17 protein-coding genes and 4 tRNA genes are annotated in these 18502 nt (G+C 72.8%); 5 read left to right on the top strand and 16 right to left on the bottom strand.

Annotated elements, in window-relative coordinates:
- Positions 1–215: 215 nt before the first annotated feature.
- The 5 genes from rplA to O2V61_RS13370 form a co-directional block, all read right to left on the bottom strand.
- Positions 216–935 (bottom strand): 50S ribosomal protein L1, encoded by a 720-nt coding sequence (rplA, locus tag O2V61_RS13390; protein WP_269183791.1) that lies wholly within the window; start codon positions 933–935, stop codon positions 216–218.
- 128 nt (positions 936–1063) lie between these two features.
- On the bottom strand, positions 1064–1492 hold the full coding sequence (rplK, locus tag O2V61_RS13385) for a 50S ribosomal protein L11 (RefSeq protein ID WP_269183790.1): 429 nt from the start codon (positions 1490–1492) through the stop codon (positions 1064–1066).
- A gap of 88 nt (positions 1493–1580) precedes the next feature.
- Positions 1581–2486, bottom strand: a complete 906-nt coding sequence (gene nusG / locus O2V61_RS22430; protein ID WP_269183789.1) for a transcription termination/antitermination protein NusG — start codon at positions 2484–2486, stop codon at positions 1581–1583.
- Between the two features lie 40 nt (positions 2487–2526).
- A complete protein-coding gene (gene secE, locus O2V61_RS13375) occupies positions 2527–2991 on the bottom strand; it encodes a preprotein translocase subunit SecE (RefSeq protein WP_269183788.1) in 465 nt (154 codons plus the stop codon).
- 63 nt (positions 2992–3054) lie between these two features.
- Positions 3055–3130, bottom strand: a tRNA-Trp gene (locus O2V61_RS13370).
- A gap of 211 nt (positions 3131–3341) precedes the next feature.
- Between O2V61_RS13370 and O2V61_RS13365 the strand changes: the two genes are divergently transcribed.
- On the top strand, positions 3342–4595 hold the full coding sequence (locus O2V61_RS13365; RefSeq protein WP_269183787.1) for a pyridoxal phosphate-dependent aminotransferase: 1254 nt from the start codon (positions 3342–3344) through the stop codon (positions 4593–4595).
- Between the two features lie 16 nt (positions 4596–4611).
- Here the strand turns inward: O2V61_RS13365 and O2V61_RS13360 are convergent, their stop codons facing one another.
- The 8 genes from O2V61_RS13360 to O2V61_RS13325 all read right to left on the bottom strand — a co-directional run bounded on the left by O2V61_RS13360 (position 4612) and on the right by O2V61_RS13325 (position 11380).
- Complete coding sequence (locus tag O2V61_RS13360) at positions 4612–5034, bottom strand: MaoC family dehydratase (RefSeq protein WP_269183786.1); 423 nt, start codon at positions 5032–5034, stop codon at positions 4612–4614.
- Positions 5031–5477 (bottom strand): MaoC family dehydratase N-terminal domain-containing protein, encoded by a 447-nt coding sequence (locus O2V61_RS13355; RefSeq protein ID WP_269183785.1) that lies wholly within the window; start codon positions 5475–5477, stop codon positions 5031–5033. Before O2V61_RS13355 ends, O2V61_RS13360 begins: the two co-directional genes overlap by 4 nt.
- Positions 5478–5508: 31 nt before the next feature.
- A complete protein-coding gene (rpmG, locus tag O2V61_RS13350) occupies positions 5509–5673 on the bottom strand; it encodes a 50S ribosomal protein L33 (protein WP_014742879.1) in 165 nt (54 codons plus the stop codon).
- A gap of 114 nt (positions 5674–5787) precedes the next feature.
- Positions 5788–5861, bottom strand: a tRNA-Met gene (locus O2V61_RS13345).
- A gap of 58 nt (positions 5862–5919) precedes the next feature.
- Positions 5920–5992 (bottom strand) — tRNA-Thr (locus O2V61_RS13340).
- Positions 5993–6093: 101 nt separating this feature from the next.
- The gene (locus O2V61_RS13335) at positions 6094–8565 is read right to left on the bottom strand and encodes a putative bifunctional diguanylate cyclase/phosphodiesterase (protein WP_269183784.1); all 2472 of its coding nucleotides are present in this window, start codon (positions 8563–8565) and stop codon (positions 6094–6096) included.
- A 497-nt stretch (positions 8566–9062) separates the two neighbouring features.
- Positions 9063–11102 carry a hypothetical protein gene (locus O2V61_RS13330; RefSeq protein ID WP_269183783.1) on the bottom strand — a complete coding sequence of 680 codons (2040 nt, stop codon included), beginning with the start codon at positions 11100–11102 and terminating at the stop codon, positions 9063–9065.
- Entirely contained in the window at positions 11099–11380 is a 282-nt protein-coding gene (locus O2V61_RS13325) for a hypothetical protein (RefSeq protein ID WP_269183782.1), read from the bottom strand. Before O2V61_RS13325 ends, O2V61_RS13330 begins: the two co-directional genes overlap by 4 nt.
- A 165-nt stretch (positions 11381–11545) precedes the next feature.
- On the opposite strand from O2V61_RS13325, the gene O2V61_RS13320 reads away from it, so the two are divergent.
- On the top strand, positions 11546–11983 hold the full coding sequence (locus tag O2V61_RS13320) for a pilus assembly protein TadG-related protein (protein WP_269183781.1): 438 nt from the start codon (positions 11546–11548) through the stop codon (positions 11981–11983).
- A gap of 47 nt (positions 11984–12030) precedes the next feature.
- Here the strand turns inward: O2V61_RS13320 and O2V61_RS13315 are convergent.
- Positions 12031–12112 (bottom strand) — tRNA-Tyr (locus O2V61_RS13315).
- An 88-nt stretch (positions 12113–12200) separates the two neighbouring features.
- On the opposite strand from O2V61_RS13315, the gene O2V61_RS13310 reads away from it, so the two are divergent.
- Positions 12201–12692, top strand: a complete 492-nt coding sequence (locus O2V61_RS13310) for a YajQ family cyclic di-GMP-binding protein (RefSeq protein ID WP_166754900.1) — start codon at positions 12201–12203, stop codon at positions 12690–12692.
- A 37-nt stretch (positions 12693–12729) separates the two neighbouring features.
- On the opposite strand, the gene htpX is transcribed toward O2V61_RS13310, so the two are convergent.
- Complete coding sequence (gene htpX, locus O2V61_RS13305; protein WP_269170488.1) at positions 12730–13593, bottom strand: zinc metalloprotease HtpX; 864 nt, start codon at positions 13591–13593, stop codon at positions 12730–12732.
- Between the two features lie 211 nt (positions 13594–13804).
- On the opposite strand from htpX, the gene O2V61_RS13300 reads away from it, so the two are divergent.
- Together O2V61_RS13300 and O2V61_RS13295 are read left to right on the top strand one after the other, a co-directional pair.
- Positions 13805–15778: a 2-oxoacid:acceptor oxidoreductase subunit alpha gene (locus O2V61_RS13300; RefSeq protein ID WP_269183780.1), complete on the top strand. Its 1974-nt coding sequence runs from the start codon at positions 13805–13807 to the stop codon at positions 15776–15778.
- Entirely contained in the window at positions 15775–16911 is a 1137-nt protein-coding gene (locus O2V61_RS13295; protein WP_269183779.1) for a 2-oxoacid:ferredoxin oxidoreductase subunit beta, read from the top strand. The genes O2V61_RS13300 and O2V61_RS13295 overlap by 4 nt, the downstream gene beginning before the upstream one ends.
- Positions 16912–17074: 163 nt before the next feature.
- Here O2V61_RS13295 and pdxR read toward each other — a convergent pair whose 3' ends face one another.
- On the bottom strand, positions 17075–18445 hold the full coding sequence (gene pdxR, locus O2V61_RS13290) for a MocR-like pyridoxine biosynthesis transcription factor PdxR (RefSeq protein ID WP_269183778.1): 1371 nt from the start codon (positions 18443–18445) through the stop codon (positions 17075–17077).
- Between the last annotated feature and the right edge of the window lie 57 nt (positions 18446–18502).

Genomic DNA, 18502 nt, shown 5'->3' with positions numbered 1-18502 from the left:
GTGCAGGCGCTGAGGCCGTGCCGCGACACGTTCGTCGAACCGTCCACCTGCGCGGGTCGTCCGGTCTACTCCGGACCTTCGATCGCACGCGGACGTGCGACGACCAGCGGTCTTGGGGGGAACAGCGGCAAGAGTACACGCCCCGGCGGGGCCGGGCGCACGAGGGCCCCGCAGCGCCATGCGCTGCGGGGCCCTCGGGGGACGGGGTCCGTCGATCAGGCGGAGGGCTCGTCCACGGTCAGGTTGCGGGTGCGGTTCGGGTCGACCGGGATGCCCGGGCCCATGGTGGTGGAGACGGTCACCTTCCGCAGGTACCGGCCCTTGGCAGCGGACGGCTTCGCCCGCAGCACCTCGTCGAGGGCGGCGGCGTAGTTCTCCACCAGCTTGGTCTGGTCGAAGGACGTCTTGCCGATCACCAGGTGCAGGTTGGCCTGCTTGTCGACGCGGAAGTTGATCTTCCCGCCCTTGATGTCGTTGACGGCCTTGGTGACGTCGGGGGTCACCGTGCCCGTCTTCGGGTTCGGCATCAGGCCACGGGGGCCGAGGATGCGGGCGATGCGACCGACCTTCGCCATCTGGTCGGGGGTGGCGATCGCGGCGTCGAAGTCCAGGAAGCCGCCCTGGATCTGCTCGATCAGGTCGTCGGAGCCCACGACGTCGGCGCCGGCGGCCTCGGCCTCGGCTGCCTTGTCGCCGGTCGCGAAGACGATGACGCGAGCGGTCTTGCCGGTGCCGTGCGGCAGGTTGACCGTGCCACGGACCATCTGGTCGGCCTTGCGGGGGTCGACCCCGAGCCGGATGGCGACCTCGACGGTCGCGTCGTACTTGGTGGTCGAGGTCTCCTTGGCCAGACCGGCGGCCTGCAGCGGGCTGTACAGGTTGTCCGCGTCGACCAGCTCAGCGACCTTGCGGTAGTTCTTGCCGTGCTTTGCCATGGTGGTTCTCCTTCCCCCCGGGAGCGGGGGTCGCGTGGTGCGCGGGCCTGGCGAGGCCCTCCCACGAGTGCTGGCCGGGTCCACGTGGACCCGGGTCGTGCAACGCCACCGTCAGCCGGCGGCTGCCGTCACTTGACGGTGATGCCCATCGACCGGGCGGTGCCGGCGATGATCTTCTCGGCCTGCTCGAGGTCGTTGGCGTTCAGATCGGCCATCTTCGTCTCCGCGATCTCACGGACCTGGTCGCGGGTGACGGTCGCGACCTTGGTCTTGTGCGGCTCACCCGAGCCCTTCTCCACACCGGCGGCCTTCAGCAGCATGCGCGCTGCCGGGGGCGTCTTGGTGACGAAGGTGAACGACCGGTCCTCGAAGACCGAGATCTCGACGGGGATGACGCTGCCGCGCTGCGCTTCCGTCGCGGCGTTGTACGCCTTGCAGAACTCCATGATGTTCACGCCGTGCTGACCGAGGGCGGGGCCCACGGGCGGCGCGGGGGTGGCCGCACCGGCGTTGATCTGGAGCTTGATGACCGCGGTCAACCGCTTCCTGGGGGGCATGACTTCCTTCTTCGTAACGGGATGGAACGGCCCCGTCGCAGGGCCCCGACGCGAGTTTACGAGCGTCGGGGGGCGACGGGGTCCTTGATCAGATCTTGGTGACCTGGGTGAACGACAGCTCGACCGGTGTCTCGCGGCCGAAGATGGAAACGAGCACCTGGAGCTTCTGCTGCTCCGGGTTGATCTCGTTGATGGTCGCCGGCAGCGTCGCGAACGGACCGTCCATGACGGTGACGGACTCGCCGACCTCGAACTCGACCTCGGGTGCGGGGCCGGCGCTGGGGGCGGCCTCGGTCGCCGAGACCGGCTTGGCGGTCGTCGCCGGGACCAGCAGGTTGACGACCTCGTCGATGCTCAGCGGTGAGGGCTTGGAGGTGGCCCCGACGAAGCCGGTGACGCCCGGGGTGTTGCGGACCGCACCCCAGGACTCGTCGTTGAGGTCCATCCGGACCAGCAGGTACCCCGGCAGCTTCTTGCGGTTGACCTGCGTCCGCTTGCCGTTCTTGATCTCGGTGACCTCCTCGGTGGGCACCTCGATCTGGAAGATGTAGTCCTCCATGTCCAGCGACGTGATCCGGGACTCGAGGTTGGTCTTCACCTTGTTCTCGTAGCCCGCGTAGGAGTGGATCACGTACCAGTCGCCGAACTGTCCGCGCAGCGTCGAACGCAGGGCCTCCGCCGGGTCCTCGTCCTCCGCCGCGGCGGTCTCGAGGGCCTCGACCACCACTGGGTCGTGGTCGGGAGCGGGCTCGGCCAGGGGGTCGGCTACCAGCGCGTCGCCCACCGAACCCCGGGAGCCACCGTTGCCGGGAGCCGGCGCGTCGGCCATCGGGTTGTCCGCAGTGAGGTCCGTCGTCCCGAGGGACCCCTCAGCGGCGCCGGTCTCCCGGACGCCGGTCTCGACGTCGACGGTGCCGGCCTCGGCAGCGGCGTCGTCGAGGTCGGTGCCCTCGACGGCGCTGTCGGTCTCGAAGGGCTCGCGGGGGTCAGTCACAGGGTCTCTTCCTTGTCGGGTGCGGTGCAGGCGCGGACGGTCAGCCGAAGACGGCGAGCACGCCCTGGGCGAAGAGGAGGTCCAGGCCGGCGACGATCGCGACCATGACGGCCACGAAGATGATCACCACGGTGGTGTAGGTGATCAGCTCCTTGCGGCCCGGCCAGATGACCTTGCGCAGCTCGGCGACGACCTCACGCAGGAACCGCCCGAGGTTCCGCTTCTCCTTCAGCTCCGCGGCGCGTGCCCGCTCGGCGTCGGCCCGGGTTCGAGTGCCCTCCCCCGCGGGGCCGGCATCCGGCGTCCGGTCGGCCGGACGCCGAGAGGACCGGGACCGGCGCTGGGTGGGGGTGGCGACGACCTTGTCCTCGTCGGACTCCGCATCGTCGGCGACATCGGCCTCGGCGGCCTCGAGCGCCTCCGCGTCGTCCACGCCCGGCGTCTCGGCGTCGAGCTGCTCGGCGTCGACCTGCTCGCCGTTCGGCTCGCCGTCCTTCTCGCTCACAGCGCCTCGCTCACGTCGGTCCGGCTCACTTCGGTCGGCTCATCTCGGTCGGTCGTCAGGTCGTGGCAGGGGTGACAGGACTTGAACCTGCAGCCTGCGGTTTTGGAGACCGCTGCTCTGCCAATTGAGCTACACCCCTAGGGATCGCCGGGTCCGCGTCGCGGCGCGGCCCCAGTCTCGACGTGACCCCCGAAGGGGCCTCCGGGGCACGCCGGTGGCGGGGTCCCACAGGCCCCAGGTCGTCGAGTGTACGGGACCCACCCGGCCAGCAGCGAACACGGGAGGCGAGGCTCCCGCTCGGGGCGCTCGGGAGGGGCCGAGCACCTCGTCCGGTCTGCCACGATCGGATCATGCTGACCGCACCCGCACCCGGGCCCGATGCCGTCGAACCCGCGCCACCGGCGGAGCGGCGGATCTCCCGGCGGGTCGGTGCCGTCACCACCTCGACGACGATGGCCACCGACGCACGCGCCAAGGCGCTGCGGGCGAGCGGGCGGCCGGTGGTCAACCTGGCCGCCGGAGAGTCGGACCGCGCCACGGCCGACCACGTCGTCGCCGCGGCCGTCCGGGCAGCCCGGGACCCGGCGATGCACCGGTACAGCCCGGTCGGGGGCCTCCCGGAACTCCGGCAGGCGATCGTGGCCAAGACGCTGCGCGACTCGGGACTGACCGCCCGGCCCACCGACGTGCTGGTCACCGCCGGAGGCAAGCAGGCGGTCGCCCAGGCGCTGGCGACGCTGCTGGACCCCGGCGACGAGGTCCTGCTGCCGACGCCGCACTGGACGACCTACCCGGAGGCGATCCGGCTGGCCGGTGGCGTCCCCGTCCCCGTGGTCGCCGACGAGGCCAGCGGCTATCTCGTCTCCGTCGGTCAGTTGAAGGCGGCTCGCACCCCGCGCACCAAGCTGCTGCTGTTCAGCTCCCCGGCCAACCCGACGGGCGCCGTCCACCCGCCCGAGGAGGTGGCCGAGATCGGCCGGTGGGCACTGGCAGCCGGTCTCTGGGTGGTCACCGACGAGATCTACGAGCACCTGACCTACGACGGGACGACGGCGGCGTCGCTGCCGGCCCTGGTCCCGGAGATCCAGCCGCGGTGCGTCGTCGTCAACGGGGTCGCCAAGGCGTACGCGATGACCGGCTGGCGGGTGGGCTGGCTGATCGGGCCGGCCGACGTGGTGGCCGGTGCGACGGCCCTGCAGTCGCACTCGGCCGGACACGTCTCGAACATCGCCCAGGCCGCCGCGGTGGCCGCGCTGACCGGCGACCAGTCCAGCGTGGCGGAGCTCCGGGCCGCACTCGACCGGCGCCGCCGGACCGTGCTCGGGATGCTCCGGGAGATCCCCGGGATCGCCTGCCCCGAGCCACTGGGCGCCTTCTACGTCTTCCCCTCGGTCACCGCACTGCTCGGCCGGTCGATCGCCGGCCGCACCGTCGCCACGAGCGCCGAGCTGGCCGAGCTGCTGCTGGAGCAGGCCCAGGTCGCCGTCGTCCCCGGCGAGGCCTTCGGCACCCCGGGGTACCTCCGGCTGTCCTACGCCATGGGGGACGACGAGCTGGTGGAGGGCGTCCGCCGGATGCAGCAGCTGCTGGGCTCTGCCGACTGAGAGCCCGCGGGCGGGATCAGCCGAGCGCGACGACGGCGCGGGCCAGGGACAGGACCTTCTCGCCACCACTGATCACGGTCAGGTCGACGCGGACCCGGCCGTCCTCGAGGAGTGCGGCGACCCGGCCGCGCACGGTGAGCTCGGCACCGAGGTCGTCGTCGGGCACCACCACCGGCCGGCTGAAGCGCACCTGGTACTCGACGACGGCACCCGGGTCGCCGGCCCAGGCGGTGACCGCTCGGACGGCGAGACCGGCGGTGAGCATCCCGTGCGCGATCACGCCGGGGAGGCCCACCTCGCGGGCGACCCGCTCGTTCCAGTGGATGACGTTGAAGTCACCGGAGGCTCCGGCGTAGCGCACCAGGTCGGCGCGGGTGACCCGGGAGATCTGCTCGGGGAGCTCGGTGCCCACCTCGACGTCGGCCGGGCGCGGGCTCACGCCGTCCCCCGGGCGACGAGCATGGACCGCGTGGTGCAGACGGGCTCGCCGTCCTCGGTGGCCAGGTCGACGCGGGTGGTCAGCATGTCGTTGCCGGCCACCGTCTTCACCGCGTCGATCGTGGCGGTCGCGACCAGCCGGTCGCCGGCCCGGATCGGGCGGTGGTGGGTGAACCGCTGCTCGCCGTGGACGACGCGGCTGTAGTCCAGCCCCACCTCCGGGTCCTCGACCACGACGTCTGCCGCACCGAGGCTCAGCACGATGGCGAAGGTCGGCGGGGCGATGACGTCGGGATGGCCGGCTGCACGGGCGGCGGCCGGGTCGCGGTGGACCGGGTCCGGATCGGCCAGCGCCGTGGCGAACTCCGCGATCTTCTCGCGCCCGACCTCGTACACGGCAGAGGGCGGGTAGCTGCGCCCGACCAGTCCTGCGTCCAGCGTCATGCTCCCCGCCCTCTCCTCGCGACCGCTGGGGTCAGCGCGTCTCGCGGTGGACCGTGTGCTTGCGGTCGGTGGGGCAGTACTTCTTCAGCTCGATCCGGTCGGGGTCGTTCCGCCGGTTCTTGCGGGTGATGTAGTTGCGGTTCTTGCACTCCTGGCAGGCCAGGGTGATCTTCGGACGAACGTCGGTGGCTGCCATGAGCGCATCCTCGCCTTGTCGGTGGTCGAGAGTTCCTCGACGCGTCGGGGTGGTGCCCGCGCCCGGCGGATGCCGAACACGACGACGGACCCCGTTCCCGGGGCCCGTCTGGGGTAGCGGTGACCGGACTTGAACCGGTGACACAGCGATTATGAGCCGCTTGCTCTACCAGGCTGAGCTACACCGCCAGGCGACCGTGCGGCCCGGTCTTCCGACTGGACCGGCGGTCGGGCATTCGATCGTACGAGCCCCTTTACGGAATCGAACCGTAGACCTTCTCCTTACCATGGAGACGCTCTGCCGACTGAGCTAAAGGGGCGTTGCTCCGAAGAGCCGTGCAGAACTGTACCCGATGCCCTTTGGCCTCCCTACAGGGGCCCGCCGCGAGCCTGCGAGCGGTGGGGGCAGTGAGGTCCTCTCTCAGGTCCGGACGAACAGTCGCCGGTGGGTGGCCCCCGGTGCGGCGGCGCGGACGCCGGTGCGGGCCAGCAGCCATCCCTCCAGCCGGTCCTCGGGCAACGGCCGGCTGACCAGGAAGCCCTGCAGCTTGTCGCAGCCCATCTGGGTCAGCAGGTCCCGGGTCATCTCGTCCTCGACCCCCTCGGCGACCACGCGCAACCCGAGGTTGTGCGCCAGCTCCACGATCGACCGGGCGATGAAGGACTCGTTCGAGCTCGTCGACATGCCCAGCACGAAGGACTTGTCGATCTTCAGCTCGTCGATCGGCAGCAGCCGCAGCTGGGACAGCGAGGAGTAGCCGGTACCGAAGTCGTCCATGGACAGCCGCAGGCCCAACGCGTGCAGGTCGGCCAGCACGGTGCTGTTGCGCACCGTGTCGTCGACGACGCTGCCCTCGGTGAGCTCGAGGGTCAGCAGCTCACCCGGGACACCGTGGCGGCGCAGTGCCCGGCGGACCCGGTCGACGATGTCCGGCTCGGCGAGGCAGTGGGCGGAGAGGTTGACCGCCACCGACAGCGCGATGTCCTGGTCCAGCCACCGCCGGCAGCGGTCCAGCGCGCGGTCGAGCACGTGGTCGGTGAGCAGCCCGATCCGACCGATCTGCTCGGCCAGGCCGATGAAGTCGTCCGGCGAGATGTCCCCGTAGCGGGGATGCGCCCAGCGCACGAGCGTCTCCACCGAGACGATGTCGGCGGTGCGGGTGTCCACGATCGGCTGGAAGACCACCGAGATCTGCCCGTCGGAGATCGCCGTCTCCAGCTCGGCACCCAGCTGGAGGCGGCGCAGGCTCTGCTGGTCCAGGACCGGGTGGTAGGTCGCCACTCCCCCGGAGCCCTGTGCCGCGAGCAGCGCGACGTCGGCCCGCTGGATCAGCGTGCCGGACTCCGAACCGTGGACGGGCGCCGCGGCCACCCCGATGGTCAGCCCGACCTCCAGGTCGAGCCCGGCGACCCGGGCGCGGGTGGAGGCGGCCTCCCGCAGCCGACGGGCGGCCCGCTCGGTGGCGGCCAGGGACAGACCGGGCAGCAGGACGGCGAACTGGCCACCCTCCATCCGCGCGACGACGGCCTGCGGCGGCGCGTGCTCGCGGAGCAGCCCGGCGGTGACCAGGAGCAGTTCGTCGCTGGCAGCGTGCCCGAGGGTGTCGGTGACGTCGGTGTAGCCGTCCAGGGCCGCCAGCACCAACCCGGCCCGGGCGGTGGCCGGCTCGGCGAGCAGCAACGCGTCGATCTCCCCGCCCAGCCGCTGCCGGTTGGGCAGCCCGGTCAGCCGGTCGTGGTCGCCGTCGTGCCGGATCTGGCTGAGCAGCTGCTGCTGGCGGATCGCGGCGTTGACGTGGGTCAGCATCGAGTCCAACGCACCCCGGTCACCGTCGGCGAAGGAGACGATGTCCCCCTGCCGGTCGCACACCTCCAGGTACCCCGGTTCACCGGCTGCGGTGGTCACGGGCGCGCCGAGCACCTCACGTGCCCCCCGACGGAGGAGCGCGGCCCGCTCAGCGTCGTCGGCCCGGCCGAAGGAGACGAAGACCGGACCATCAGCACCCGGGACGACGGCGCGCGCCCGGACCAGGTCGTCGGGATCACCCGGCCCGTCGTACCAGGCCAGCTCCCGATCAGCCGCGTCGACGACCAGTTGCGGCCCCTCATCCAGGTACGGAGGCAGCCACAGCGCCACCCGGTCGGCGTTGAGGAGCTCACGAACAGCTCGGACGATCTCCCGGGTGCCGGCCTCGTCCGCGGACACCAGCTCCACCCGCCGGGCGAAGTCGTAGACCCGCTGGACAGTGCGCCGTTCACGCACCGCCTGGGCGGACTGGCGGAAGAGCACCACGACGACGACGAGCAACGGGATGATGAGCGCCCAGGTCCATGAGGTCTCGCGGGTGAGCAGGAGAGCGATCACCCCGATGACGACACTGACCGGCCCGAGCACCAGGTTCGGCACGGCGGCCGCGAAGAAGTGCCAGCCGGGGAAACCCTCGGTCAGGGACACGGCAGCGCCCACGCCGAACATGCTGACGATCCCGGTGACGAGGACGGCGACCATCAGGGACAACCAGGCGATCGGGTCTGTCACCTCCAGCGGTGGCAGCAGGCTCAGCACAGCCAACGCCGCGCTCAGCTCCGCCACGGCCAGCGCGGCGTTGAAGAGCACCTTGGGGGCGGGATAGCGCTGCCAGCACTCGACGATCACGACGGCGGCCACGCGAGTGACGGCCGTCCACAGACCACCGACCTCGAGCAGCCCGACGACGACCGCGATCTCCGTCGGGGACAGCGAGATCGTCTGCTTCCGGAACTCGACGTCGAACTGGACCGATTCCGTGAGCAGGAACCCAGCCAGCAGAGCCAGCACCAACCCGACCGAGGCGTCCTGCCAGCCTGCGGGCAACACGGGAAGCGCAGCAGCGACGGCCACTGCGCTCGCCATCAAGGCGATCGTCCACGGCCGCCGGATCATGGAGGCCCCCGTCGTCTCGGGGGCCGCGGACTTGGCCACGGGCAGCCTGTCTGTCGAGGTCGGCGAAGGCCGAAGATAACAGCGCCCGACCGTCCCGTGTCGTCAACTCACTCCGAGGGGCGATCGCCAACCGTGCGCCCCCGCCGGCGTGAGCCCTGACTCAGCGGCCCCACTTCCAGTTACGGCCCCACTTCCAGTTGCGGCCGGAGGCGGTGGCGGAACGGTCGGCGGACACAGCAGTGCGTGCGGACATGACGTCTCCTGAGGGCATGAGTGGGCTCGGGGATCGCGGCAGCCGCCCACGCGGGGGCAGAGCGTCGTCCGGCACAGACCGCAGTTAAGAGACTGCAGTGGGTCACCCACACGCGCAAGATTCGACACGACCGGGCTAATGATCTTCGTTGTGTCGCAACCCTGCGTGATGAGTGATATGCCGAGTGTCACGATCGGGTGTTCCCGAACGGGTGTCAGCGCGGTGGACGAGGTTCCGGGAGCTCTGCGCGGCGCAGGTCGTCGAGCCGGTCCCACAGCGAGGGCTCCGGGGGCCCCAGCGAGCCGAGCACGGCGGTCACTCGTGCGAACCCGGTCCGCGCGGCAGCCGCGACCGCGACGGGGACCAGCGTCTCCTCCCCCAGCAGCTCGTCGGCGACCCGCTGCGCGTCCTCGGCGGTCCGGACCCGGCCGGTGTCCGGTCCCATCCGCACCTCGCCGTCTGCGCCGACCACGATCGCTGCGAGGTCCAGGCCAGCACTGAGCGGGTCTCCCCGGGGTCCGCGGAGGAAGAAGCTGGGCACGGTCACCCCGAGCGTCCAGAGCAGCTGCCGGTCGACAGCCGCTTCGTGCTCCTGGCTGTACGCGAGCCCGTACCGGAGCCGCTGTGCGTGCTCCTGGACCGCCACGGTGGCACCGACGAGCTCCGCCGACGACGACGCAGGGGCGTCCCCGGCTGTCAGCGCGGCGTGCACAGCGGCGACCACCGGCTCGCTCCGGGCCTCCTCGGCGAGCAGGAGCACCAGCCCGCGCAGTGCGGTGTCGGTCGACGCATGCAGGTGACCCTCCGGGCCGCCGTCGCGCACGGCCGCCTCCAGCACCGGCAGCACGACGCCGACCTGTCCGGCCACCAGTCCGCTCACCTCCGCGCCGATCCGGGCGAGCGTCTCCTGGTCGACCAGCACCTTGTCCGGTGAGTCCGGGGCGAGCCCGCGGCCCAGTGACTGCAGCGCCGCCCCGGCCGCCGTCGCCGCGCCCGGTCCGGCCGCGGCGAGGGTGACGACCGCGGCGAGGTCCTCGGTCCCGCCCGGCCAGGGCCGGCTCAGCAGGGTCGTCCAGGAAGCCGGGTCGGTGAGCAGCTCGCCCGCAGCAGTCCGGTCGCCGGCGTGCCGCAGCACGGTCAACGCCGCCGCCACGGGGTCGGCCGCGGGCGGGCCGACCCGGGCCGCCGCGCCGGCCCCCTGCACCGCCTCCCGGGCCAGGAACTGGCGTCCCCAGGACGCGGCCAGTGCGGAGGCGCCGGACACACCCCGGCCGGCCAGTCCGCTCAGCACCGTGCCCATCCCGACCGCCAGCACGTCGACCGCGCCGTCGGGGTCCGCCGGCGCCAGCCGCAGGTCGCCCAGGGCGCGACGGGCCGGGCTCCCTGAGGCCGCCCCACCCGCCACCGAGCCGAGCGCTCCCGCCAACAGGTCGGCCAGCGCGTCGACGGAGCCATCCTGCTCGCCCAGCACGGTGAGCAGCCAGCGGAGGCCGTCGGCGCCGAGCCGCGCGACCACGGCAGCTGCGAAGGCAGGGCTCGACGCATGGCCGGACCAGCGGGCGGCCGCGGCATCGAGCCGCTGGGCCGTGCCCGGCCGGAGGAGGTCCACCGCCGCCTCCCTCCCCAGCGCGGCGAATGCGCCGTCCCCCCAGCCCGGCATCCGCCCCGCGAGCCATGCGGTGACCCCGGCGGCGTCCCCGAGGCCGGCGGCCCCTCCCAGCGGCGCGGCGACCGCGGCGAGCACCGCGGCGACGGCCGTGGCATCGGCGGCCAGGTCGTCCAGCAGTGCCCGGTGCTCGGCGGCCCGGTCGGCGTCGGCGGCGGCGACCGCAGCGCTGAGGTCGGCGGCCTCGTCCTGGCCCGGACCGGGGACACCGCCGTCCCACGCCGGCCCCACCAGCACGGCGAGCCGGGACCCGGCCCTCGCGAACTGCTCGCGCTGATCGGCACGCAGGTCCGCGATCCGGGTCAGGACGGTCAGCCAGAGCTCGCGGTGGTCACCGAGCCGGGTGGCCGCCGTCGCCAGCGCACCGTGCAGCTCCCCGGCCACCGTCCGTGCCGTGGCGACCTCGGCGGTCAGCGCAGCCGCATCGGCGCCCTGCCAGCCGGAGTCGACGGTCGCCGCATCCAGCAGGTGGACCGTCGTCCCCGCCGCGAAACCGGCCGAGGCGAGCTGGTCGAGGACGTCGGCCAGGGCAGCCGGGGAGCCCGGCGGGTCGGGGAGCCCCATCGGTGTGGGGAGCAGCCCGCTCACCGGGGCACCACCGTGCCGCGCACGGGCAGCAGCCCGCCGTCCAGCTGCTGCCAGGAACCGGCTGCCGTCGTCACGGCGCCCCGCAGCCAGGCCAGCTCGCCGGCCAGGCAGCCACCTGCAGCCGCGACCGTCTCGCCGAAGCCGGCCACGACCGGGCCGAGCGGCCCGCCCACCCCAGCGCCGCCACCCGCCGCACCGACCTGGGCCGCCCGGGCCGATGCGGCGTCCAGCACCCCGGCCAGCGCGTACAGCCGTGCCGGGACCACCTCGATGACCATGCCGGGCAGTCTCGTGGCCGGACGGCGTCCGCCGCTGCCGCCGTCCACAGGGTCGGTGGCGCAGCAGCGCGGATGGTGCGCCGTCGTCCACACCGTCCACAGGCTCCGTCCACAACCGGTGGACGACGTCGGAGCACCGTCGCGGGTGACCTCTACGCTGCGCGCGTGCGCACCGGACGGCCCGACGACGGCGATCCCGAGGCCGGCTCGACCCTGCCGTTCGTGCTGGTCTGCTGGCTGGTGGGCGCGCTGATGGTGTTCGGGGCGATCGCCGCCTCCGACGCCTTCCTGGAACAGCAGGAGGTCCAGTCGATCTGCGACGGTGCGGCGTTGGCGGCGGCGAACCAGGCCGACGAGGCCGCCGTCTACACGCGTGGGGTGGGCACCGAGCTGCCGTTGACCCGCGCTGCGGCCGAGGCGGCCGTGGCCGATCAGCTCGGCGATGCCGGCGTCGTCCTCGACTCGTGGTCGGCGGCGACCGACGGGGCCGAGGTGACCGTGCGGTGCAGCCGGTCGGTGCCGATCGCCTTCGGCTGGCTGTTCCTGGCCGGCGAACCGCTGGAGCGGACCGCGGTCGCCAGCGCCCGGGCGCCGACCGCGTGAACGAGGACGGCCCCCGACCGCATGGTCGGGGGCCGTCGTACCAGGTGTGGCGGGTGAAGGATTCGAACCTTCGTAGGCTAAGCCGACGGATTTACAGTCCGCTCCCATTGGCCACTCGGGCAACCCGCCGTGGTGGTACCGGGAGAGCTTACAAGACGGGGACGACGTCCTCGCCGGGTCCCCGGCGGCGGGTCGTCCCCACTGAGGAGGAACCGACATGGCCGATGCGTCCTTCGACGTGGTGAGCAAGGTCGACCGGCAGGAGGTCGACAACGCCCTGAACCAGGCGGGCAAGGAGCTGTCGCAGCGGTTCGACTTCCGCGGCGTCAACGCCACCATCGCCTGGGCCGGCGAGGAGGCGGTGGCCCTGCAGGCCGACACCGAGGAGCGGGTGGCCGCAGCCCTCGAGGTGTTCAAGGAGAAGCTGGTCAAGCGGGGCATCTCGATGAAGGCGCTGGACGCCGACGAGCCGCAGTCCTCGGGGAAGGTCTACAAGATCTCCGCCCGGATCCAGCAGGGGATCGCCTCGGACAAGGCCAAGGAGATCGCCAAGGCCATCCGGGACGAGGGCCCCAAGGGCGTGCAGGCGCAGATCCAGGGCGACCAGCTCCGGGTCAGCGGCAAGAAGCGCGATGACCTGCAGGCGGTCCAGCAGCTGCTGAAGAGCAAGGACTTCGAGATCGCGCTGCAGTTCGACAACTACCGCTGACCTGAGGGACGGCCCCCGCGCCGCGGCGAGGGGGCCGTCAGCCCAGTTCCCGGGCCATCTGCTGCAGCCGCGCGATGCGCTCGGCCATCGGCGGGTGGGTGGCGAACATCGACGCCATCCCCTGGCCGCGGAACGGGTTGGCGATCATCAGGTGGCTCTGGGTGACCAACCGGTCGTCCTGCGGCAGCGGCCGGGCGGCCACCCCGCGGTCGAGCTTGGACAGTGCGCTGGCCAGCGCCAACGGGTCGGAGCTGAGCCGCGCACCGGAGGCGTCGGCCTGGTACTCCCGGCTGCGGCTGACCGCCATCTGGACCAGGCCTGCGGCGACCGGGCCGAGGAAGACCAGCAGCAGGCCGCCCAGCCCACCGCCCTGCCGGTCCTCGGACCGGCCACCGAACAGCGAGGCGAACATCGCCATGTGCGCCAGGTAGGTGATCACCGTGGCCATCGCGCCGGCCACCGAGCTGATCAGGATGTCGCGGTTGTAGACGTGGGACAGCTCGTGGGCGAGCACCCCGCGCAGCTCCCGGCGGTCCAGCAGCTCCAGGATTCCCTGGGTGCAGCAGACGGCGGCGTTGCGCGGGTTGCGGCCGGTGGCGAAGGCGTTGGGCTGGTCCGTGGGGCTCACGTACAGCCGGGGCATGGGCTGGCGGGCCTCGGTCGCGAGCTCCCGCACGATCGCGTAGAGCTGCGGGGCCTGGGTCTCGGTCACCGGGAAGGCGCGCATGGCCCGCAGCGCCAGCTTGTCGGAGTTGAAGTACGCCCAGCCGTTGACGCCGAGCGCCACCACCAGGGCGATCAGCAGCCCTCCGCGGCCGAAGAAGCTGCCGACCAGCAGGATGACCCCGGCCATCAGGCCGAGGAGCACAGCCGTCTTCAGTCCGTTGTTCCAGCGTTGCACGAGCGGTAGAACGCCCCCGGCCCGATCCCCGTTCCCCCGGCACCCCGGTAGGGCCGGTGAGGTGAGCCCACCCTGTGTGGCTTGCCTCACGTCGATGCCCGAGCCGGTCCGGCAGCGCGCCGCGCACGTAGCCTGGCTGGTCGGAGGTACCTCACACATGACTGGCACCAACCCCGGAATCAGCCCCGCCGCGAACGGTGTTGCCCCTGGCATGCACCCCGCCGTGGACCCCGCCATCGACGCTGCCGCCCACAGCTCCGCCCCCGGCGGACTGGTGAAGAGCGTCGTCGAGCTCGATCGCGTCGTCATCCGGCTCGCCGGGGACTCCGGCGACGGCATGCAGCTCACGGGTGGGCGCTTCACCAGCGAGACGGCCTCGTTCGGCAACGACCTCTCGACGCTGCCGAACTTCCCCGCCGAGATCCGGGCGCCGACGGGGACCCTCCCCGGGGTCAGCAGCTTCCAGCTGCACTTCGCCGACCACGACATCATGACCCCGGGTGACGCACCCGACGTGCTGGTCGTGATGAACCCGGCCGCGCTGAAGGCCAACCTGATGGACCTGCCCGGCGGTGGTCTGCTCATCGCCGACTCCGACGAGTTCACCCCGCGGAACCTGGCCAAGGTGGGCTACGCCAGCAACCCGCTCGAGGACGGCTCGCTGGAGAAGTGGCAGCTGGTGAGCGTGCCGCTGACCTCGATGACCACCGACGCGCTCGCGGACTCCGGCCTGGGCAAGAAGGAGGCCGAGCGCAGCAAGAACATGTTCACCCTCGGCCTGCTCAGCTGGATGTACCACCGGCCCACCGAGGGCACGATCCGCTTCCTGGAGCGGCAGTTCCGGCGCAAGCCGCAGATCGCCGCGGCCAACATCGCTGCCTTCCGCGCCGGGTTCAACTACGGCGAGACGACCGAGGCCTTCGCGGTCTCCTACGAGGTCAAGCCGGCCCCGATGGCCCCGGGCAAGTACCGGCACATCTCCGGCAACCAGGCGCTCTCCTACGGTCTGGTCGCCGCCGGGCAGCGCTCGGGCCTGCCGGTGTTCCTCGGCGCGTACCCGATCACGCCGGCCAGCGACATCCTGCACGAGCTGTCCAAGCACAAGGCCTTCGGCGTGCGCACCTTCCAGGCGGAGGACGAGATCGCCGGCATCGGCGCAGCGCTGGGCGCCTCCTTCGGCGGGGCGCTGGGCGTCACGACGACGTCCGGCCCGGGGGTGGCCCTCAAGGCCGAGACCATCGGCCTGGCCGTGATGACCGAGCTGCCGCTGCTCATCGTCGACGTGCAGCGCGGCGGCCCCTCCACCGGGCTGCCCACCAAGACCGAGCAGTCGGACCTGCTGCAGGCCCTCTACGGCCGCAACGGCGAGGCCCCGGTGCCGGTCATCGCGCCCCGCTCCCCCGGCGACTGCTTCGACGCCACGCTGGAGGCCGCGCGGATCGCGCTGACCTACCGGACGCCGGTGATCCTGCTGTCCGACGGCTACCTGGCCAACGGCGCCGAGCCGTGGTCGATCCCGGCCACCGACGAGCTCCCCGACCTGCGCACCGAGTTCGCCACCGAGCCCAACGGCCCCGACGGCGAGTTCCTCCCCTACCTGCGCGACCCGGAGACGCTGGCCCGGCCGTGGGCGGTCCCCGGGACGGCGGGGCTGCAGCACCGGATCGGTGGGCTGGAGAAGGCCGACAAGACCGGCAACATCTCCTACGACCCGGAGAACCACGACTTCATGACCCGCACCCGGCAGGCCAAGGTCGACGGCATCGCCGCCTCGATCCCGGCCACCGAGGTCGACGACCCGGACGGCGACGCCCGGGTGGCGGTCATCGGCTGGGGCTCCACCTACGGTCCGATCGGCGCGGCCTGCCGGCGGATCCGGGCCTCCGGCCGCTCGATCGCCCAGGTGCACCTGCGCCACCTCAACCCGCTGCCGGCCGACCTCGGCGAGATCCTCGCCCGGTACGACCGCGTCGTCTGCCCCGAGATGAACCTCGGCCAGCTGGCGATGGTGCTGCGGGCCAAGTACCTGGTCGACGTGCACAGCCACACCCAGGTGCGCGGGCTGCCGTTCCGCGCCGCCGAACTGGCCGCCGTGTTCCAGGACGTCATCGACGGGACCACCGGGACGGTCGCCACCCTCGACACCGGCTCCGACACCCCTGCACAGACGGGAGCGGCACTGTGACCGCCATCGACTCCAGCAACACCGAGTCCACCAACGCCCACGTGCACGACCTCGGCATGCCCGCCGGGCCGGACATCACCACGATCTCCGGTGCCATCGACGCCTCGATCGCCGCGAACGGTGAGAAGCAGACGGCGCTGAAGGCCAAGGACCTCAAGACCGACCAGGAGGTGCGCTGGTGCCCCGGGTGCGGTGACTACGTCATCCTCAACGCGGTCCAGAGCTTCCTGCCCAGCCTCGGCATCGCCCGCGAGGACATGGTCATCGTGTCCGGCATCGGGTGCTCCTCGCGCTTCCCGTACTACATGAACACCTACGGGATGCACTCGATCCACGGGCGGGCCCCGGCCATCGCGACCGGCCTGGCCGCCTCCCGCCCGGACCTCTCGGTCTGGGTCGTCACCGGGGACGGCGACGCGCTGTCCATCGGCGGCAACCACCTGATCCACACCCTGCGTCGCAACGTGAACCTCACGATCCTGCTGTTCAACAACCGGATCTACGGCCTCACCAAGGGCCAGTACTCGCCGACGTCGGAGGTCGGGAAGGTCACCAAGTCCACCCCGATGGGCTCGATCGACGCCCCGTTCAACCCGGTGTCGCTCGCGCTGGGCGCCGACGCGACCTTCGTCGGCCGGGCGATGGACTCCGACCGCAAGGGCCTCACCGACGTCCTGCGACAGGCCGCCGAGCACCAGGGCACGTCGCTGGTGGAGATCTACCAGAACTGCAACATCTTCAACGACGGCGCGTTCGAGCTGCTCAAGGACCCGAACACCGGCCCGATGTGGACGATCCCGCTGGTGCACGGCGAGCCGCTGGTCTTCGGCCCCGGCGGTGCCTCCTGCGTCGTCCGGGACGACTTCGGGGGCCTGCGGATCGCCGAGAGCAACCAGGTCGACGCGAGCCAGATCGTGGTGCACGACGCGCACCGCGACGACCCGTCGTACGCCTTCGCGCTGTCCCGGCTGTCCACCCAGGACCTGCGGTACAGCCCGATGGGCGTCTTCCGGTCGGTGGTCAAGCCCACCTACGACCGGATGATGGCCGACCAGCTCGAGGACGCCGCGGCCCAGGAGCCCGCCGACCTCGACGCCCTGCTCGCCGGCAGCGACAGCTGGACCGTGCAGTGACATGGTGATCCTCCGGATCACAACGCGGCCACGTGCCGCACGCCGGCGCCGCTGAGCCGTTCCCCGTGGCGCCTCGGGAGGGCCTCCGGCCCCCCGCTCGGCGTCACCCGCTGCGCGGTCCGCACCGGACCCGTCCCCACACCGGGGGCGGGTCCGTCGTGGTTCAGCCGCCTCGCAACAGGACCTGCGTCAGGTCGGGCAGGGCACGGGTGAGCTCGGCGCGGATCGGCGCCGCCCAGCCCAGCACCAACCCCGCCTGAGCGGCAGCCGGGTCCAGTGAGTGCCGGGACAGCGGGTCCAGGGCGAGGCCGCGTGCCGCGGCGGCGGCGAGCACCGCCGCCTCGGTCGCCAGGTCCGGCAGCACGACGACGACGTGCGCCCCAGCCGCGTCGCCCAGGCTGCCCCGGCCCGCGGCGGTGACGGCGGCCAGCACCTCGTCGCGGCGGGCGTGCAGCTCCCGCCGCAGCCGGCGCAGGTGCCGGGACAGGTCCCCGGCGGCGGCGAGCGCGGCCACCACCCGCTGCCCGGCCCGGGCGGGGCGGGTGCCGGTCGCCGTGCGGCGGGCGAGCAGGCCCTCCCGAAGCGCGGATGGCGCGACCAGCCAGCCGGCACCGAGGGTCGGGCTGAGCACCTTGCTGGTCGTGCCCAGGTGCACCACGACGTCCGGGGCGAGCGCGGCGAGCAGGGGCAGCGGCGCGACGTCGTAGCGCAGCTCGCCGTCGTAGTCGTCCTCGAGCACCCAGAAGCCCTCGGCCCGGGCCCGGGCCACCAGCGCCGTCCGCCGGGGCGCGGTCAGCCGGGCGCCCAGCGGCCACTGGTGGGCCGGGGTGCAGTAGACCGCGGCCAGGCCCCGGGGCACCTCGGCGACGACCAGTCCGTCGGCGTCCACCGGGAGCGGGACGACCTCCACCTGCGCGTCACGGAGCGCGCCGACCGCACGCTGATAGCCAGGGTCCTCGACCCCGACGCGGGACCCGGCGGGCAGCAGCCGGGCCACCTCCCCGACGGCGGCGGAGGTGCCCGCGGTGGCCAGCACGTCCTCGGCCACGGCCGGCAGCCCGCGGTGACGGAGCAGGTGCTCGACCACGGCCGCCCGGTAGTCGGGTGCGCCGGCCGGGTCCGGCCACCGGTCGGGCTCCTCGTCCCCGGCCGCCCGCCAGGCCCGGCGCCAGGCGGCCCGGTCGAGCACCTCCAGGCAGGGTGTGCCCGCGCGCAGGTCGACCGGCGCCGGGGCGGGCCCGCGGACGGTGGACGGGGTGGTCGGGGCCGGTGCGGGCGGGCCGGGCGCGCCGACCACGAAGGTGCCCGCGCCGCGCCGGCCCTGGACCCACCCCTCGGCCAGCAGCTGGTCGTAGGCCGCGGCGGTGACGGTGCGGCTGACCGCCAGCACGGTCGCCAGCTGCCGGGTGGAGGGCAGCCGGTCCCCGGCCCGCAGGCTGCCCTGCGCGGTGACCGTGCGCAGGCCGTCGGCCAGCTGCACCGACAGCGGCACCCGGGAGGTGCGGTCCAGCGGCAGCGGCGGGACGTCGACCACGGGCACTCCCCTCCGGGCCATCGGGGAGTGGCCTGCCGAGATCGTAGGGGAATGGCT

This window comes from Modestobacter sp. VKM Ac-2985, from assembly GCF_026967925.1.
Classification (GTDB): Bacteria; Actinomycetota; Actinomycetes; order Mycobacteriales; family Geodermatophilaceae; genus Modestobacter.
Note: the sequence above shows the minus strand (reverse complement) of the source record. Positions and strands in the feature narration are given on the sequence as shown.

What these genes read in the sequence shown, in the direction of transcription:
- rplA (WP_269183791.1), bottom strand. Translation starts at nt 935, where the DNA reads ATGGCAAAGCACGGCAAGAACTACCGCAAGGTCGCTGAGCTGGTCGAC.
- rplK (WP_269183790.1), bottom strand. Translation starts at nt 1,492, where the DNA reads ATGCCCCCCAGGAAGCGGTTGACCGCGGTCATCAAGCTCCAGATCAAC.
- O2V61_RS13365 (WP_269183787.1), top strand. Translation starts at nt 3,342, where the DNA reads ATGCTGACCGCACCCGCACCCGGGCCCGATGCCGTCGAACCCGCGCCA.
- O2V61_RS13355 (WP_269183785.1), bottom strand. Translation starts at nt 5,477, where the DNA reads ATGACGCTGGACGCAGGACTGGTCGGGCGCAGCTACCCGCCCTCTGCC.
- rpmG (WP_014742879.1), bottom strand. Translation starts at nt 5,673, where the DNA reads ATGGCAGCCACCGACGTTCGTCCGAAGATCACCCTGGCCTGCCAGGAG.
- O2V61_RS13335 (WP_269183784.1), bottom strand. Translation starts at nt 8,565, where the DNA reads ATGGCGAGCGCAGTGGCCGTCGCTGCTGCGCTTCCCGTGTTGCCCGCA.
- O2V61_RS13325 (WP_269183782.1), bottom strand. Translation starts at nt 11,380, where the DNA reads ATGGTCATCGAGGTGGTCCCGGCACGGCTGTACGCGCTGGCCGGGGTG.
- O2V61_RS13310 (WP_166754900.1), top strand. Translation starts at nt 12,201, where the DNA reads ATGGCCGATGCGTCCTTCGACGTGGTGAGCAAGGTCGACCGGCAGGAG.
- O2V61_RS13300 (WP_269183780.1), top strand. Translation starts at nt 13,805, where the DNA reads ATGCACCCCGCCGTGGACCCCGCCATCGACGCTGCCGCCCACAGCTCC.